Origin of the sequence: Sellimonas caecigallum (genome assembly GCF_019754295.1) — a bacterium.
GTDB lineage: Bacteria > Bacillota > Clostridia > Lachnospirales > Lachnospiraceae > Sellimonas > Sellimonas caecigallum.
Genome location: NZ_VIRV01000006.1, coordinates 112,384 through 129,228, shown reverse-complemented (window position 1 = coordinate 129,228; position 16,845 = coordinate 112,384). Strand labels below are relative to the sequence as shown.

Below are 16,845 nucleotides of genomic sequence, written 5' to 3'. Positions count from 1 at the left end.
GAAATATTGTCAGGAATAGATCAGAAACACATCAGGAATTTTTGTATTATTGCGCATATTGACCACGGAAAATCGACGCTTGCAGACCGTATCATCGAGAAGACCGGACTTCTCACGAGCCGGGAGATGCAGTCCCAGGTGCTCGACAATATGGATCTGGAGCGGGAAAGAGGGATTACGATCAAATCCCAGGCAGTCCGGATCGTATATAAGGCAAAAGACGGGGAAGAGTATATTTTCAATCTCATCGATACACCAGGGCATGTGGATTTTAACTATGAAGTATCCAGAAGTCTTGCAGCCTGCGACGGTGCTATACTTGTAGTGGATGCCGCTCAGGGTGTGGAGGCCCAGACACTGGCCAACGTCTACCTTGCACTGGATCATGATCTGGATGTGTTCCCGGTCATCAATAAGATCGATCTGCCAAGCGCAGATCCGGAACGGGTAATCGAAGAGATCGAGGACGTGATCGGTATCGAAGCTCAGGATGCACCGCGGATTTCTGCGAAGACTGGATTGAATATTGAGGAAGTACTGGAAGAGATCGTCCACAAGATCCCGGCGCCGACAGGTGATCCGGAAGCTCCGCTCCAGGCACTGATCTTCGACTCGGTATACGACTCTTACAAAGGAGTTATCGTATTTTGCCGGATCAAAGAAGGGACAGTGCGAAAAGGAACACCGATCAAGATGATGGCCACCGGAGCGAAGATGGAAGTTGTGGAAGTAGGATATTTCGGGGCAGGACAGTTCATACCGTGCGAGGAATTAAGCGCCGGGATGGTAGGATATCTTACAGCCAGCATTAAAAACGTGAAAGAGGCACGGGTGGGAGATACTGTGACAAACGCGGAGAACCCGTGTAAAGCGCCTTTGCCTGGATACAAGAAGGTAAACCCGATGGTGTACTGCGGAATGTACCCTGCAGACGGGGCAAAGTATCCGGATCTTCGTGATGCGCTTGAAAAGCTGCAGTTAAATGATGCAGCCCTTCAGTTTGAGCCGGAGACATCCATCGCTCTGGGATTTGGATTCCGCTGCGGCTTCCTGGGACTTCTTCATCTGGAGATCATCCAGGAGAGACTTGAGCGGGAATATAACCTGGATCTTGTCACGACGGCGCCGAGCGTTATCTACAAAGTGCATAAGACGAACGGAGAAGTCATCGATCTAACCAACCCTTCCAATCTGCCGGAGCCGACTGAGATCGAATATATGGAAGAACCGATGGTAAAGGCGGAAATCATGGTTACCTCCGAGTATATCGGCGCCATCATGGATCTTTGTCAGGAGCGGCGTGGAGAGTATCAGGGTATGGAGTATATCGAGGCCACAAGAGCAGTGCTCCACTATTACCTGCCGCTCAATGAAATTATTTACGATTTCTTCGACGCACTGAAATCAAGATCCAGAGGATATGCATCCTTTGACTATGAGATGCTCGGATACAAAGAGTCATCCCTCGTGAAGCTGGATATTCTTGTCAATAAAGAAGAGGTAGATGCCCTCTCCTTCATCGTGTTTGAGGGAAGTGCGTACGAGCGCGGACGGAAGATGTGTGAAAAGCTCAAAGAAGAGATACCAAGACAGCTTTTTGAAATCCCGATCCAGGCGGCAGTAGGCGGAAAGATCATCGCCAGAGAGACGGTAAGAGCCATGAGAAAAGACGTCCTTGCCAAGTGCTACGGCGGAGATATCACAAGAAAGAAAAAACTTCTGGAAAAACAGAAGGAAGGAAAGAAGAGAATGCGCCAGGTAGGAAATGTGGAGATTCCTCAGAAGGCGTTTATGAGTGTGTTGAAACTTGATGACAGATAAGATGAAAAAACTGGAGATTTATATCCATATTCCATTTTGTGTAAAGAAATGTGCATACTGCGATTTCCTTTCCGGCCCGGCCGGGGAGAAAGAGAGAAGACGGTATGTGCAGGCGCTTAAAAAAGAGATCAAAAGCTGCCGTGAGGATGCAAAAGGGTATCTCGTCCAGAGTGTGTTTTTCGGAGGAGGCACCCCATCAATACTGGAACCGGAAGAGATCAGTGAGATTCTCGATACAGTGAAGGCAGTCTTTCAACTGGAAAAGAAGGCCGAGATCACAATGGAGCAAAATCCGGGAACGGCAGAGGCCGGGAAGATGAGAGGGTACCTGGATGCAGGAGTGAACCGCCTGAGCATCGGCCTTCAGTCGGCCGATGACAAGGAGCTTGCTATCCTTGGGAGAATCCACACGTACCGGGACTTCGTGGAGACATATCAGGCGGCAAGAAATGCAGGGTTTGACAATATCAATGTGGATCTGATGTCTGCTGTCCCGGGTCAGACGATGGAGAGCTATCGGGAGACGCTGAAAAAAGTCACGGCCCTCAAACCGGAGCACATATCAGCCTACAGCCTGATTATAGAAGAAGGGACGCTGTTTTGGAATTGGTACGGAGAAGGACGAGATAGCGGCGGACATCCGCCTGTTCCCGACGAGGATACCGACCGGGCAATGTACGAAGAGACAAAGCGTTTTCTGAAAGAATATGGCTATGAGCGGTACGAAATTTCCAATTATTCAAAGGAAGGATTTGCCTGCCGACATAATATCGGATACTGGAACCGCACGCCGTATCTGGGATTTGGTGTGGGAGCGGCTTCTTTCTTTGAAGGGGCACGCTTTTCCAATCTAAGAGACAGGGAAGCGTATACCAAACTCTGGCTTCAGGATAACCGGACATCGGAAGAAAAGAAACGTATCCAGAGGGAGGACTGGCACAAAGTCAGCAAAAAAGAGGCGGAAGAAGAATTCTTTTTTCTGGGACTTCGCATGATGGAAGGAGTACGGGAAGACGTATTTGAGAAAACATTTGGAATCGCGCCCCGAAAGATCTATGGGGAGCAGATCAAAACGCTTCAGCAGCAAAAGCTTTTACAATGCTCGGATGGGCGGATCTTTCTCACAGAAAGGGGCATCGACGTGAGCAACTATGTCATGGCGCAGTTCCTTCAGGAGGAGTAGGGAGGAGGTAGAGAATTGTTTTCTCTTATTTTGGCGATTCTATGCAGCGCAGGAGTATCTGTTTTCATGCGGGCCAGTAAAGATCACTGTAAAAGCCGGTATGGATTACTTTTGATAAATTATACGGTATGTATCATCTCAGGACTGACGACTTCCCCGGATATGGCAAACAATATGAGTGACGTTGGCATGATGTACGTAATGGGATTCGGCATTTTGACAGGAATTCTTTATGTTGCAGCGTTTCTTCTTTTACAGTGGAATATAGAGAAAAACGGAGTTATCTTGTCTTCCACGTTTATGAAACTTGGGGTCATTGTCCCGACGGCTATTGGAGTACTGTGGTTTGGAGAGCAGCCAGGTGTCACACAGTATATCGGGATCTTTCTCTCTGTGGCGGTAATCCTGTTTCTCAACCTGGAGAAAATACCACAGACAAAAGAGAAAAGACGCAGACGCGTTGGCGGAGAGTCTGTGGGAGGACTTTTGCTCCTGTTGCTTGGAGGCGGGGTTGGCGATTCCATGGCCAAATTTTACGATACATACGGAAAAGCGGAGCTCAGCGATTTATATTTGGTTCTGTCTTTTTTAATATCCGGCCTTGTGTGCGGAGTGCTTGTGATTCAAAAAAAAGAGAAAATCGGAAAGTCAGATGTGATTTACGGGTGTCTTATCGGGATCCCAAACTATTTTTCAGCCCGTTTTTTGTTGGACGCTTTGGCAGATATTCCTGCATTTATAGCCTATCCAATGTACAGTATTGCAGCTATGGTCATCATCGGAGTGGTGGGTGTGTTTGTATTTGACGAGCGGCTTACAAAACGACAGTGGGCAGTATATGCCGTCGTGTTGGTCTCGGTGGGACTTCTCAATATATAAGAGGTTGTCTTTGACAGACACCAGAGAAAAGAAAAAAGGAGGAAAATAAGAAATGAAAGTATTGCTTGTAAACGGAAGTCCTCACACGAAGGGAAATACCTACATTGCTCTGCAGGAGATGGAAAAGATATTTGCTCAAGAAGGAATCGAGACAGAAATCATCCAGGTGGGAAATCAGGCCATCCGCGGATGTATCGGATGTGCTTCCTGCCGAAAAAATGGAAAATGTGTGTTTGACGATCTTGTCAACGAGACAGCAGCGAAATTTGAGAAATGTGACGGGCTTGTAGTAGGAAGTCCGGTATACTACGCTTCAGCCAATGCGACGCTGATTGCTTTTCTGGATCGGCTTTTCTACAGCACACCGTTTGACAAGACGATGAAAGTTGGCGCGGCTGTGGCGGCAGCCAGAAGAGGCGGACTTTCCTCCACTTTTGACGAGCTGAACAAATATTTTACTATCAGCGGCATGCCTGTGGCATCCGGACAGTACTGGAACAGCATCCACGGAAGCGCCCAGGGGGAAGCGCTTCAGGATGAAGAGGGTCTGCAGATCATGCGGACACTGGCGCGGAATATGGCATTTCTAATGAAGAGCATCGCCCTCGGAAAAGAGGCATACGGGCTTCCGGAAAAAGAATCCCCGTCCAGGACAAATTTTATCAGGTAAAGAGATTTTTTGACAGAAAATATTACGTAAAAGGTATGGGACAGACAATGACAAAAGAAGAAAACAATCAAAAAGAACTGGTAAAAGAATTTTTGGGCGGAGAGAATGAAGAAGAGACGGTGGAACGTCTCATGAGTTTTAACACCCTTATGATGAGGTACCGATCCGCCATCCGGGAAGTCACGACAAAACTTCAGGTGCTGGATGATGAGCTTTCCTTATACGGAGACAGAAATCCCATCGAAAGTATTCAAAGCCGGATCAAGAAACCGGTAAGCATCGCAGAGAAACTCGGAAGAATGGGTCTCCCCGTCACGGTGGAAGCCATTGAGAAAAATTTAAATGATGTGGCCGGTATTCGTGTGATCTGTCCGTTCATTGATGATATCTACAAAGTGGCGAACATGCTGACATGCCAGGACGACATCACGGTAGTTGCAGTCAAAGATTATATCAAAAACCCGAAGCCAAACGGCTACAGAAGCTATCACATGATAGTGGAGATCCCTGTATTTTTCTCAGACTGTAAAAAGCCTATGCGGGTGGAAGTGCAGATCCGTACGGTTGCAATGGATTTCTGGGCAAGCCTGGAGCACCAGATCAAATACAAAAAAAACGTGCCTGAGCATGACACACTGATCCAGGAGTTAAAAGAGTGCGCGGAGACGATCGCTGCGACGGATGAAAAGATGCAGAACCTCAGAAGAAGAATTGAATAACGTCATAAGACAGAGAAAAGAATCCTGTGCCCGGGATTCTTTTTTTTGCGCGTGGAAGACATAAAAATTTTCAGAATCAGTGTTGACAAAAGTGGGTAGGAGTGTTACATTAATAACCGTAGATGTTAGCACTCGAAATACATGAGTGCTAATAACATCGAAGGAGGCAGACGAGATGGAAGCGATCCAGGAACTGAGTGAGAGAAAACTGAAGATTTTAAAAGCTGTCATTCAGAATTATCTGGAGACGGGGGATCCCGTAGGTTCCAGGACGATTTCCAAATATACGGATTTGAATCTGAGTTCTGCAACGATACGGAACGAGATGGCAGATCTGGAAGAGCTTGGATACATCGTTCAGCCTCACACCTCGGCGGGGCGGATCCCGTCAGATAAGGGTTACCGGCTTTATGTGGATATGCTGATGCTGGAAAAGGAGCAGGAAGTAACCGAGATCAAGGAACAGATGCTGAAGAAGGCTGATAAGATGGATCAGCTGTTGAAGCAGGCGGCAAAAGTGCTGGCAAACAGCACCAATTATGCGACGATGGTCTCAGCGCCGGTCAGCACGAGAAACAAGCTGAAGTTTATCCAGCTTTCCCAGGTGGATGAAGAGCAGCTCATCGCAGTCATCGTGCTGGAAGGAAACATTGTGAAAAACCAGATCCTGGAAGTGGATCAGATGCTGGACAATGAGACTCTTTTAAAGCTCAACATGCTTTTGAACACCACGCTCAATGGGATGTCCATCGATCAGATCACTCTGGGGCTGATTGCAAAGCTCAAAGAACAGGCAGGCATACACAGCGGAGTCATCAGCGATGTTCTGGATGCGGTTGCAAATGTCATCCAGCTTGACCAGGATATGGAGATCTACACCAGCGGCGCGACGAATATTTTCCGATACCCGGAACTTTCCGACAAGCAGAGTGCGCAGGAGATCATCAGTGCCTTTGAGGAAAAACAGCAGCTTTCCGAACTGGTCACGCAGACGCTTTCCAGTGAGAACAAAGGGATACAGGTATATATCGGAAACGAGACCCCGGTACAGAACATGAAAGACTGCAGTGTCGTGACAGCCACCTATGAATTAGGGGAAGGCATGCAGGGGACGATCGGTATCATCGGTCCGAAACGGATGGATTACGAGCATGTCATGGATACCCTCAAAACATTGCAGAATGAGCTGGATACGATATTTCATAGAAAAGAATAGAAAGAACAGAAAGGTGGTATCCTGGTGGACGAACATAAAAATCAAGAAGAAATGGTAAAAGAAGCAGTAGAGGAAGCGAAGAAGCAGGCGGAAGAAACAAACGCCGAAGCAGCCGACGAGGATGTGACGAAAGAAAATCCGGAAACGGACAGCGAGGCGGAGACAGAGCAGGAAGCCGAAGAAAAGAAAGAGAAAAAAAGCTTCTTTAAAAAGAAAAATAAAAAAGATCCGAAAGATGAAAAAATCGAAGATCTGACAGACAAACTCACAAGGCAGATGGCAGAATTTGACAACTACCGGAAGCGCACGGAGAAAGAAAAATCCGCCATGTACGAGATCGGGGCGAAGGATATTATCGAAAAGATCCTTCCGGTCATCGATAACTTCGAACGCGGATTCCAGAGCGTAGATGAAGAAAAACGCAAAGATCCGTTTGTGGACGGCATGGATAAAGTATACAAACAGTTGATGAAGACACTGGAAGATGCCGGTGTGAAACAAATCGAAGCGTTAGGACAGGAGTTTAATCCGGATTTCCATAATGCGGTAATGCATGTGGAAGACGAAGAAGCCGGAGAAAACATCGTGGTAGAGGAATTCCAGAAAGGATACATGTACCGCGAATCTGTTGTAAGACACAGCATGGTAAAAGTAGCAAACTAACAAATTTTAATAATAAATCAGGAGGAATTCATTATGGGCAAAATCATTGGTATTGACTTAGGTACAACAAACAGTTGTGTTGCTGTAATGGAAGGTGGACAGCCGACCGTTATCGCGAATACAGAAGGAGCCAGAACAACTCCATCCGTTGTCGCATTTACAAAGACAGGAGAACGTCTCGTTGGCGAACCTGCAAAACGTCAGGCAGTCACAAACGCAGATAAGACGATCTCTTCCATCAAGAGAAAGATGGGTACAAACGAAAAAGAAAACATCGATGGAAAGATGTACTCTCCGCAGGAAATTTCCGCGATGATCCTTCAGAAACTGAAAGCAGACGCAGAAGGATACCTTGGAGAAAAAGTAACGGAAGCTGTCATCACAGTTCCGGCATATTTCAACGATGCTCAGCGTCAGGCAACAAAAGACGCAGGTAAGATCGCAGGTCTTGATGTAAAACGTATCATCAACGAACCGACAGCAGCAGCCCTTGCGTACGGACTTGACAACGAAAAAGAACAGAAGATCATGGTATATGACCTTGGAGGCGGTACATTCGACGTTTCCATCATCGATATCGGAGATGGTGTCATTGAAGTACTTTCCACAGCCGGAGATAACAAACTCGGCGGAGACGACTTTGACCAGAAGATCACAGATTACATGCTGGCTGATTTCAAGGCAAAAGAAGGCGTAGATCTCTCCGGAGACAAGATGGCGCTGCAGAGACTGAAAGAAGCAGCAGAAAAAGCGAAGAAAGAACTTTCTTCTGCAACGACAACAAACATCAACCTTCCGTTCATCACTGCAACAGCAGAAGGACCGAAGCACTTTGATATGGATCTTACAAGAGCGAAGTTCGATGAACTTACAAGCGATCTTGTAGAAAGAACAGCAGAACCAGTACAAAGAGCACTCTCCGACGCAGGACTTCGTCCGTCAGACCTCGGCCAGGTACTTCTTGTAGGTGGTTCCACACGTATCCCGGCTGTACAGGACAAAGTAAGACAGCTCACAGGAAAAGAACCAAGCAAGTCCTTAAACCCGGATGAATGTGTTGCACTTGGAGCATCTATCCAGGGTGGTAAACTCTCCGGAGATGCAGGCGCAGGCGACATCCTTCTTCTGGACGTTACACCGCTGTCCCTTTCCATCGAGACAATGGGCGGTGTTGCTACAAGACTGATTGAAAGAAATACAACGATCCCGACAAAGAAGAGCCAGATCTTCTCAACAGCGGCAGATAACCAGACAGCAGTTGATATCAACGTTGTACAGGGCGAAAGACAGTTTGCAAGAGACAACAAGTCTCTCGGCCAGTTCAGACTGGACGGAATCCCGCCGGCACCACGCGGAATCCCGCAGATCGAAGTTACATTCGATATCGATGCAAACGGTATCGTAAATGTATCCGCAAAAGATCTTGGAACAGGAAAAGAACAGCACATTACAATCACAGCAGGCTCCAATATGTCTGATGCAGATATCGAAAAAGCTGTCAAAGAGGCAGCTGAATTCGAAGCAGCAGACAAGAAACGCAAAGAAGCGGTAGATACAAAGAACGAAGCAGATGCGATCGTATTCCAGACAGAAAAAGCTCTGAAAGATGTAGGAGATAAGATCGATGCATCCGGAAAATCTGCAGTGGAAGCAGATGTCCAGGCACTGAAAGATGTTCTTGCAAAATATCCAAATGCAGAAGACATCACAGAAGCTCAGATCGCAGAGATCAAAGCTGCAAAAGAAAAAGTTATGGAAAGTTCTCAGCAGCTCTTTGCAAAGATGTATGAGCAGGTAAATCAGCAGAATCAGGCAGGACCGCAGGGAACAGATCAGGCAGGTCCGACACCGGAAGGATACGATGACGTAGTAGACGGAGATTATAAAGAAGTATAATCAGACGAAATAAAACATTGCGCTGGGTGCGGGATGAGGAAGGATAGAACCTTCCTTTTCCGCACGCTGCGCATTATTTGCGCAACAGCAGAAAGGGAAGGTAACGGTTATGGCAGAGGCAAAAAGAGACTACTATGAAGTGCTGGGTGTTTCCAGAGATGCCGATGACGCAACACTGAAAAAAGCATACCGTCAGCTTGCGAAAAAATATCATCCGGATATGAATCCTGGGGATGCGGAAGCAGAGAAAAAATTCAAAGAAGCTTCTGAAGCGTATGCTGTATTAAGTGACCCGGAAAAACGCCGTCAATATGACCAGTTTGGTCATGCGGCTTTTGACGGCGGTGCAGGAGCTGGCGCAGGCGGATTCGGCGGATTTGATTTCAGCGGAGCAGACTTCAGCGATATATTTGGCGATATATTTGGCGATTTCTTCGGGGGCGGCAGAAGAGGAGGCCGTGCCAACAATGGCCCGATGAAAGGGATGAATATCCGCAAAGGAATCCGCATCACATTTGAAGAAGCGGTGTTTGGCTGCGAAAAAGAGATTGATATCGTGCTGAAAGATCCATGTCCAAAGTGCAATGGTACAGGCGCGAAACCGGGGACGAGCCCGGAGACCTGTTCACGCTGCGGCGGTAAAGGGCAGGTAGTGTATACATCACAGTCATTCTTTGGTACAGTGCAGAATGTCCAGACTTGTCCGGACTGTCATGGTACAGGAAAGGTTATCAAGGAAAAATGTCCGGACTGCGGCGGCACCGGATATGTGTCTAACAAGAAGACGATCCAGGTAACGATACCGGCAGGTATTGACAACGGGCAAAGTGTGCGAATTCGTGACAAAGGCGAACCGGGAACAAACGGAGGGCCAAGAGGAGATCTTCTTGTGGAAGTAACTGTCTCCAGACATCCGATTTTCCAGAGACAGGATATGAATATCTTTTCCACAGCCCCGATCTCTTTTGCACAGGCAGCCCTTGGCGGGGATGTGCGTATCAAGACGGTGGACGGAGATGTCATCTACACGGTCAAGCCAGGAACAAAGACAGACACAAAAGTGCGCCTGAGAGGAAAAGGGGTACCGTCTGTGAGAAATCCGAAAGTACGAGGAGACCAGTATGTGACACTTGTCATCCAGACGCCGGAGAAGCTCAGTGCAGAGGCAAAAGAAGCGCTGAAAAAATTCGACATGCTGGCAGGAAACTCCCTGAATCAGCCTGAGACGGAAAAAGAAAAACCGAAGAAAAAAGGCTTTATGAATAAGCTGAAAGAAACCTTCGAAGAATTTGAAGAGAAGGATTGATAGAAAATAAAAAAGAAGAACACGGTATATTCATGGCAGGTGGATATGCCGTGTTTTTCTTTTTGCAAAAAAGGATTGACATAGATGGTGTGATAGCGTATAGTATAAGTACAATATATGAATGGTTGTTCATATGTTCTCATGTAAAACAAAAATTTGGAGGTATGGGATGATGAAGAAAAAATTTAAGATGCAGGATTTGGACTGTGCACATTGTGCAGCGAAGATGGAGGATGGAATCAAAAAAATCGATGGAGTAAAAGACGCCACCATCAGTTTTATGGCACAGAAACTTACGATAGAGGCAGATGATGACCGATTCGAAGAGATCATGGCTAAGGTCGCAAAAGTATGCAGTAAGATTGAACCAGACTGTAAGATCGTGATGTAGTTCCATTTTCGGATAAGTTGTAGATACAGGGGGAAAAAACGATGACAAAAAAGCAAAAACAGATGCTCCTGAGAATAGGAGTGGCATTCCTGCTCTTTTTTGCTCTGAAAGTGTTTAAAGAGGCGGAGATCATCGAGGGTATGGAAGAGTTCCCGAAGGGATTTGTCATCTATCTGATACCATATTTTGTGATTGGATGGGATATCCTATATAAAGCGGCGAGGAACATCTGTCGTGGCCAGGTCTTTGATGAAAACTTTCTGATGTGCATTGCGACATTCGGCGCGTTTGGAGTGGGCGAATATGAAGAAGCAGTAGCAGTCATGCTGTTCTACCAGGTGGGAGAATGGTTCCAGAGCTATGCGGTCAACCGTTCCAGAGCTTCCATCACGGAACTGATGGACATCTGCCCGGAATACGCCAATGTGGAGATAGAAGGAGAACTGCGTCAGGTAGATCCAGACGATGTGGAGATCGGCACAGTCATTACAGTAAAGCCGGGAGAGAGGATTCCGCTTGACGGAATTGTGGTGCAAGGGACTACGATGATCGACACATCAGCCCTCACGGGAGAATCGGTGCCTCGGAAGGCGGAAACAGGAACAGAAGTCATCAGCGGATGTATAAACGGAAATGGTACCATACGCGTACAGGTTACGAAAGAGTTTGAAGATTCCACAGTGTCAAAAATACTGGAGATGGTGGAAAATGCCAGCAGCAAAAAGGCAAAAGTGGAAAACTTCATCACAAGGTTTGCAAAATATTATACGCCGATTGTTGTCTGTGCAGCGGTACTTTTGGCAGTCATTCCGCCTATCGTATCCGGCGGCAGCTGGGGAGAATGGATACAGAGAGCATGTATCTTCCTCGTTATCTCCTGTCCGTGTGCCCTTGTCATCTCCGTACCGCTTAGTTTCTTTGGAGGAATCGGGGCGGCATCCAAAATCGGTGTGCTGGTAAAAGGAAGCAACTACCTGGAAGCACTGGCCGATATGGAAACGATCGTATTCGATAAGACTGGTACGCTGACAAAGGGCGAATTCAAAGTGACGAAGATTTTTCCGGAGGAGAAGCAGGATGAACTTCTGAAACTTGCATATCTGGCAGAAAAATATTCTGATCATCCGATCGCTCAGTCTATTCGGGATGCATATCTTGAGAGGACAGGGGAAAAGGCGGAGGAAAAAGTGGAAGATGCAAAAGAAATTTCCGGGTTTGGGATCCAGGCAGTCTACCGGGGAAAAGAGCTGCTTGCCGGAAATGAGAAATTGATGAAAAAGTTTGGAATCGTCTGCGAACAATACGAGGGGGCAGGAACTGTTGTCCAGATTGCCTGGGACGGAGCATTTCTGGGGACGATCGTGATCTCAGATACGATCAAAGAAGGATCTAAAGAGGCAATCCGCCGTCTGAAACAGTCAGGGGTAAAGAAGACGGTTATGCTGACTGGAGACAAGAAGACAGCCGGGGAAACAGTAGCCAGAGAACTTGGGATCGATACTGTATATACGGAACTCTTGCCGGGAGATAAAGTAGAGAAAGTAGAATCTCTTTTGGAAGAGCTGAAACGGGGAACTTCCAAAGAAGAAAAACGTGCCAAACTTGCATTTGTGGGGGACGGCATCAACGATGCACCTGTCCTTGGACGTGCAGATGTGGGAATCGCTATGGGAAGCATGGGCTCTGATGCAGCCATCGAGGCGGCGGACGTTGTCCTGATGGATGACCATACCGAAAAGATTGCACAGGTAGTAGGAATCGCAAGAAAGACGCTTCGGATTGTGAAACAGAACATCATCTTTGCTCTGGCGGTAAAGGGACTTGTCCTCCTCCTTGGAGCATTCGGGGCAGCCAATATGTGGGAGGCAGTGTTCGCGGATGTGGGGGTGGCGGTCATCGCCATCTTAAATGCCATGCGTGCATTGAAGATTGAAAAAGAATAGTAAATCAATAGAAAACAGGATGTTGTAATCGGGAAACCACTTTACAACATCCTGTTGACGTACTATCATAATAGCAGACAAAAAGGAGATGAGGAAATACATGCTGAAAGTAGAACATCTTTCCTATGAAGTAGAAGAAGAAGGAAAGAGACAGGAAATATTAACGGATATCAGTTTTGAAGTAAAAGACGGGGAGATGCTCGTCGTAACAGGGCCAAACGGAGGTGGAAAATCTACCATCGCAAAGCTCATGATGGGATTATATGAAGCAAACCAGGGAAAGATTTATCTGGATGGACAGGATATCAGCAGCCTGAGCATTCATGAGAGGGCGAAGGCCGGCATCGGATTCGCTTTCCAACAGCCACCGAGATTCAAAGGAATGACAGTCAGAAGACTTTTAAGTCTGGCGGCCGGGACAGAGCTTCCAAAGCACATCTGCTGCGGCCTTTTAAGCCGGGTGGGACTGTGCGCTGAAGAGTATCTGGACAGGGAAGTGGATGGGACACTTTCCGGAGGAGAGATGAAACGGATCGAGATCGCCACAGTACTTGTGAAGAAACACAAACTTTGCATTTTCGATGAGCCGGAGGCTGGAATCGACCTCTGGAGTTTTGCCATGCTGGTGGATGAATTCGAAAAAATTCATAAGAATAAGAAAGAAAGTCTCCTCCTGATCTCACACCAGGAGCGAATTATACGGATGGCGGACCGGATCATGATCATCGACAACGGAAAGATCAAGAAAATCGGGCCGACAGAAGAGCTGCTTCCAGAACTGACGGAAGAAACAATGAGCCGCCCGTACTGTATGATGGAATAAGACACAGAAGGAAGAAGGTGCATTCATATGATACTTGATAAAATCACAGAAAAAGTGCTGCGCATGATCGACGGGGAAGGTTTTCGCCAGGAAGGAGCATTTAATCTCAGACAAAACGGGATCTCAGTCTGTCATGGCGATAGCCAGCATGTAAAGATCCGGAAAAAAGAGGACAGGCAAGGCATTGACATTTATATCGATAAAGATACAAAAGGAGAATCTGTACACATCCCTGTCGTCGTGTCGGCATCCGGAATGACAGATGTCGTGTACAATGATTTTTATGTGGAAGACGGAGCGGATGTGACCATCGTGGCCGGATGCGGCATCCACAATTCCGGGTGCAACGAAGCAAGACATGACGGCATCCACACCTTCCACATCGGGAAAAACGCGGTCGTGCGCTACGAAGAAAAGCATTACGGCGAAGGGGAAGGAACCGGCGCAAAAGTGCTCAACCCAGTGACAGACATCCACATCGGAGAAGGATCCACCTTTATCATGGACACGGTGCAGATCAAAGGGGTTGATTCCACCGTCCGGGAGACGAACATCTCCATGGAAGCAGAAAGCAAACTCCACGTGACAGAGAAACTCATGACACACGACCAGCAAGAAGCAGTATCCAATATGACAGTCACAATGGACGGAGACGGAACCTCCGCACAGATCATCTCCAGATCCGTCGGAAAAGGGACATCCAGACAGACATTCCACCCGATAGCTGTCGGAAAAGCTGCCTGCCACGCACATATCCAGTGCGACTCCATCATCATGGATCAGGCGCAGGTACGCTCCATACCAGAAATCGATGCCCGGAATGTAGACGCACAAATCATACACGAAGCAGCCATCGGCCGCATCAACAACGAACAGCTCCTGAAACTCCAGACATTCGGAATGAATGAAGAAGAAGCAGAAGCTGTTATCATCGAAAACTTCCTGAACTAAACAAATTTGATAAAGGGGGACGGGTTCCGGCTAACCGGAACCCGTCCCCTAATCTTTCACGAAGGACTTTCGTATGTGGGGAGGTCATCCGGTCGAGATAAAACAGAGCATTTTTGTTTGAACTCCGACTCCGTATATGGTATCCTAGTATCATATCAAGATTAAGATTGCAGAAGGGAGGCGTCTCAGTGAAAATACAGAAATCTGCGGAGGACTATCTTGAAACAATCCTGATGCTGGGGAAGAAAAAAGGGAATGTCCGTTCCATTGATATCGCCACTGCTCTTTCTTTTTCAAAGCCAAGTGTCAGTGTTGCCATGAAGAACCTGCGTGAAAACGGCTACATTTTGATGGACAGGGACGGTTTTATCGCACTGACAGAAAAGGGGCATGAGATCGCTGAAAAAATATATGAGAGACATACCTTGCTTTCCAGTTTTCTGATGTATCTTGGAGTGCCAAAAGAGATTGCGGCAGAGGATGCATGCAGACTGGAACATGTGATCAGTGAAGAAAGCTTCGAGGCGTTAAAAAAACATGTATATACGCACAAAGAAGTGATGGAATTGAAAGATGAAAAAGAATGAAGTTAAGATGGAAAGGGTGGCAGCTGTATGAAAGCTGGCATCCTTTTCTTTATATCCATATCCGCACATGACTGCGGGTGTGGGAGAAAGGAGAGAACACATGCAGAATTTTACTTATTGTGTACCGACGGAGATCCTTTTTGGAAAGGACACGGAAAAAGAGTGTGCAAAAGAGATACGAAAACACGGTGGCAGCCGTGTCATGATCGTGTACGGAAAAGGCAGCGTCGTGAGAAGCGGTCTGCTCCAGCGGATCAAGGACGCACTCAAAGAGGAGGAGCTTTTCTTTACAGAACTTTCCGGTGTCAGGCCGAATCCGAGGCTTGCTTTGGCGGAAGAAGGTGTGAAAAAAGGAATCGCGGAAAGGGTGGACTTCATCCTGGCAGCAGGGGGAGGAAGCGCCATTGATACGGCGAAAGCCGTAGCCCATGGGATCGCCAATCCAAATGTCACGCTCTGGGATATATGGACGAAGAAAGTACCTCTTGAGAAGAGCCTGAAAGTGGGAGTGATTCTTACTATCGCCGCTGCCGGAAGCGAGACGAGCGATTCCGCAGTCCTGACAAATGAAGCCATTGGGAAAAAGATGGGACTTGGAACGGAGCTGAATCGTCCGGCCTTTGCCATCATGAACCCGGAGCTTACCTATACATTGCCGAAATATCAGATTGGCTGCGGGATCGTGGACATCATGATGCATACGCTGGAACGCTATTTCATCCCGGATCAGTCAAACCGGATGACCGACGAGATCGCAGAGGGACTTTTAAGGACGGTCATTGAAAGTGGAAAGAAAGCGATGGAAGACAGTACGGATTACGACGCCATGAGTGAGCTGATGTGGTGCGGAAGTCTGTCTCACAGCAATCTGACCGGACTTGGAAGAGCGAAAGACTTTTCCGTCCACAAACTGGGACACGCATTGAGTGCACGGTTTGACTGTGCCCACGGGGCCAGCCTTTCAGCCGTGTGGGGATCCTGGGCCGAGTATGTGTATGAGAAAGACAAGGGCCGGTTTGCGCATTACGCGAAAGCGGTCTGGGGGATCGTTGCGGAAGATGAGGACAAGGCTGCAAAAGCCGGTATCCAGGCAACTATCGATTATTTCCGCAGTATCGGAATGCCGACCTCCTTGCCGGAACTTGGGATTGGTATCCAGGCGGAGAGTGTCCTGGAAGAGCTTTCCCAGGATGCGACTATGGGGGACACGGTCCGCCTTTCCCTGCTCCGCCCTCTCGATGCGGAAGATGTGTGCAGGATATTCAGAATGGCAAACCGGTAACGGAATGAGAAAGATGGCATTTTCGGCATCGTGATTTTGGAAAGAGAATTGCAAAATGACCGGGAAAAGTGTTATACTATAGCAAGATACAGCAATGCTGTAAAATGGACAGAAAAAGGAGAGATAGAAGATGAAAGTAGTATCTACAGAAAAAGCACCAAAAGCATTAGGACCGTATTCACAGGGATATGTTCACAATGGAATGTTCTACTCAGCAGGACAGATCGGTATCAACCCAGAGACAGACGCTGTGGAATCCGATACGATCGAAGGACAGACAGAACAGGTCTGCAAAAACCTGGCGGCTCTTCTGGAAGCAGCAGGAACAGATTTTGATCACGTTGTGAAGACGACATGTTTCCTGAGCGATATGGGAAATTTTGCAGCTTTCAATGAAGTATATGCGAAATATTTCACATCCAAACCGGCAAGAAGCTGTGTTGCAGTGAAGACACTGCCGAAAAATCTCCTCTGTGAAGTCGAACTGATCGCAGTGGTAGAAGAATAGAGGTCTT

General features: G+C 47.3%; 16 protein-coding genes. All 16 read left to right on the top strand.

Annotated elements, in window-relative coordinates; genetic code table 11:
* Positions 1 to 6 precede the first annotated feature (6 nt).
* The 16 genes from lepA (at position 7) to FLB61_RS06100 (ending at position 16,838) form a co-directional block, all read left to right on the top strand.
* Complete coding sequence (gene lepA, locus FLB61_RS06175) at positions 7 to 1,821, top strand: translation elongation factor 4 (protein ID WP_087198912.1); 1,815 nt, start codon at positions 7 to 9, stop codon at positions 1,819 to 1,821.
* Positions 1,811 to 3,004 (top strand): radical SAM family heme chaperone HemW, encoded by a 1,194-nt coding sequence (hemW, locus tag FLB61_RS06170; RefSeq protein WP_246599137.1) that lies wholly within the window; start codon positions 1,811 to 1,813, stop codon positions 3,002 to 3,004. The genes lepA and hemW overlap by 11 nt, the downstream gene beginning before the upstream one ends.
* Positions 3,005 to 3,019: 15 nt before the next feature.
* Positions 3,020 to 3,883, top strand: coding sequence for a DMT family transporter (locus tag FLB61_RS06165; RefSeq protein ID WP_221919669.1), 864 nt, complete (start codon positions 3,020 to 3,022; stop codon positions 3,881 to 3,883).
* A 52-nt stretch (positions 3,884 to 3,935) separates the two neighbouring features.
* Entirely contained in the window at positions 3,936 to 4,553 is a 618-nt protein-coding gene (locus tag FLB61_RS06160) for a flavodoxin family protein (RefSeq protein WP_221919668.1), read from the top strand.
* A 47-nt stretch (positions 4,554 to 4,600) separates the two neighbouring features.
* Entirely contained in the window at positions 4,601 to 5,272 is a 672-nt protein-coding gene (locus FLB61_RS06155; RefSeq protein WP_087199236.1) for a GTP pyrophosphokinase, read from the top strand.
* Positions 5,273 to 5,447: 175 nt separating this feature from the next.
* Positions 5,448 to 6,488 carry a heat-inducible transcriptional repressor HrcA gene (gene hrcA, locus FLB61_RS06150; RefSeq protein ID WP_087198915.1) on the top strand — a complete coding sequence of 347 codons (1,041 nt, stop codon included), beginning with the start codon at positions 5,448 to 5,450 and terminating at the stop codon, positions 6,486 to 6,488.
* Positions 6,489 to 6,539: 51 nt separating this feature from the next.
* A complete protein-coding gene (grpE, locus tag FLB61_RS06145; protein ID WP_221919677.1) occupies positions 6,540 to 7,151 on the top strand; it encodes a nucleotide exchange factor GrpE in 612 nt (203 codons plus the stop codon).
* A 33-nt stretch (positions 7,152 to 7,184) separates the two neighbouring features.
* Positions 7,185 to 9,047: a molecular chaperone DnaK gene (gene dnaK / locus FLB61_RS06140; protein WP_221919667.1), complete on the top strand. Its 1,863-nt coding sequence runs from the start codon at positions 7,185 to 7,187 to the stop codon at positions 9,045 to 9,047.
* Positions 9,048 to 9,156: 109 nt separating this feature from the next.
* Positions 9,157 to 10,353, top strand: coding sequence for a molecular chaperone DnaJ (dnaJ, locus tag FLB61_RS06135; protein WP_087210560.1), 1,197 nt, complete (start codon positions 9,157 to 9,159; stop codon positions 10,351 to 10,353).
* A gap of 172 nt (positions 10,354 to 10,525) precedes the next feature.
* Positions 10,526 to 10,744, top strand: coding sequence for a cation transporter (locus FLB61_RS06130; RefSeq protein WP_087199242.1), 219 nt, complete (start codon positions 10,526 to 10,528; stop codon positions 10,742 to 10,744).
* 41 nt (positions 10,745 to 10,785) lie between these two features.
* Positions 10,786 to 12,687 carry a heavy metal translocating P-type ATPase gene (locus FLB61_RS06125; protein ID WP_221919666.1) on the top strand — a complete coding sequence of 634 codons (1,902 nt, stop codon included), beginning with the start codon at positions 10,786 to 10,788 and terminating at the stop codon, positions 12,685 to 12,687.
* Between the two features lie 100 nt (positions 12,688 to 12,787).
* Complete coding sequence (locus FLB61_RS06120) at positions 12,788 to 13,510, top strand: ABC transporter ATP-binding protein (RefSeq protein ID WP_221919665.1); 723 nt, start codon at positions 12,788 to 12,790, stop codon at positions 13,508 to 13,510.
* A 27-nt stretch (positions 13,511 to 13,537) separates the two neighbouring features.
* The gene (locus tag FLB61_RS06115; protein WP_221919664.1) at positions 13,538 to 14,461 is read left to right on the top strand and encodes a SufB/SufD family protein; all 924 of its coding nucleotides are present in this window, start codon (positions 13,538 to 13,540) and stop codon (positions 14,459 to 14,461) included.
* Between the two features lie 188 nt (positions 14,462 to 14,649).
* A complete protein-coding gene (locus tag FLB61_RS06110) occupies positions 14,650 to 15,048 on the top strand; it encodes a metal-dependent transcriptional regulator (protein ID WP_087198932.1) in 399 nt (132 codons plus the stop codon).
* Between the two features lie 100 nt (positions 15,049 to 15,148).
* A complete protein-coding gene (locus FLB61_RS06105) occupies positions 15,149 to 16,330 on the top strand; it encodes an iron-containing alcohol dehydrogenase (protein WP_221919663.1) in 1,182 nt (393 codons plus the stop codon).
* Positions 16,331 to 16,460: 130 nt separating this feature from the next.
* Complete coding sequence (locus FLB61_RS06100; RefSeq protein ID WP_087198934.1) at positions 16,461 to 16,838, top strand: RidA family protein; 378 nt, start codon at positions 16,461 to 16,463, stop codon at positions 16,836 to 16,838.
* Positions 16,839 to 16,845: the final 7 nt, after the last annotated feature.

What these genes read in the sequence shown, in the direction of transcription:
- grpE (WP_221919677.1), top strand. Translation starts at nt 6,540, where the DNA reads ATGGTAAAAGAAGCAGTAGAGGAAGCGAAGAAGCAGGCGGAAGAAACA.
- FLB61_RS06100 (WP_087198934.1), top strand. Translation starts at nt 16,461, where the DNA reads ATGAAAGTAGTATCTACAGAAAAAGCACCAAAAGCATTAGGACCGTAT.
- FLB61_RS06125 (WP_221919666.1), top strand. Translation starts at nt 10,786, where the DNA reads ATGACAAAAAAGCAAAAACAGATGCTCCTGAGAATAGGAGTGGCATTC.
- FLB61_RS06105 (WP_221919663.1), top strand. Translation starts at nt 15,149, where the DNA reads ATGCAGAATTTTACTTATTGTGTACCGACGGAGATCCTTTTTGGAAAG.
- FLB61_RS06120 (WP_221919665.1), top strand. Translation starts at nt 12,788, where the DNA reads ATGCTGAAAGTAGAACATCTTTCCTATGAAGTAGAAGAAGAAGGAAAG.
- FLB61_RS06160 (WP_221919668.1), top strand. Translation starts at nt 3,936, where the DNA reads ATGAAAGTATTGCTTGTAAACGGAAGTCCTCACACGAAGGGAAATACC.
- FLB61_RS06155 (WP_087199236.1), top strand. Translation starts at nt 4,601, where the DNA reads ATGACAAAAGAAGAAAACAATCAAAAAGAACTGGTAAAAGAATTTTTG.
- dnaK (WP_221919667.1), top strand. Translation starts at nt 7,185, where the DNA reads ATGGGCAAAATCATTGGTATTGACTTAGGTACAACAAACAGTTGTGTT.
- dnaJ (WP_087210560.1), top strand. Translation starts at nt 9,157, where the DNA reads ATGGCAGAGGCAAAAAGAGACTACTATGAAGTGCTGGGTGTTTCCAGA.
- hemW (WP_246599137.1), top strand. Translation starts at nt 1,811, where the DNA reads ATGACAGATAAGATGAAAAAACTGGAGATTTATATCCATATTCCATTT.
- hrcA (WP_087198915.1), top strand. Translation starts at nt 5,448, where the DNA reads ATGGAAGCGATCCAGGAACTGAGTGAGAGAAAACTGAAGATTTTAAAA.
- FLB61_RS06115 (WP_221919664.1), top strand. Translation starts at nt 13,538, where the DNA reads ATGATACTTGATAAAATCACAGAAAAAGTGCTGCGCATGATCGACGGG.
- FLB61_RS06130 (WP_087199242.1), top strand. Translation starts at nt 10,526, where the DNA reads ATGAAGAAAAAATTTAAGATGCAGGATTTGGACTGTGCACATTGTGCA.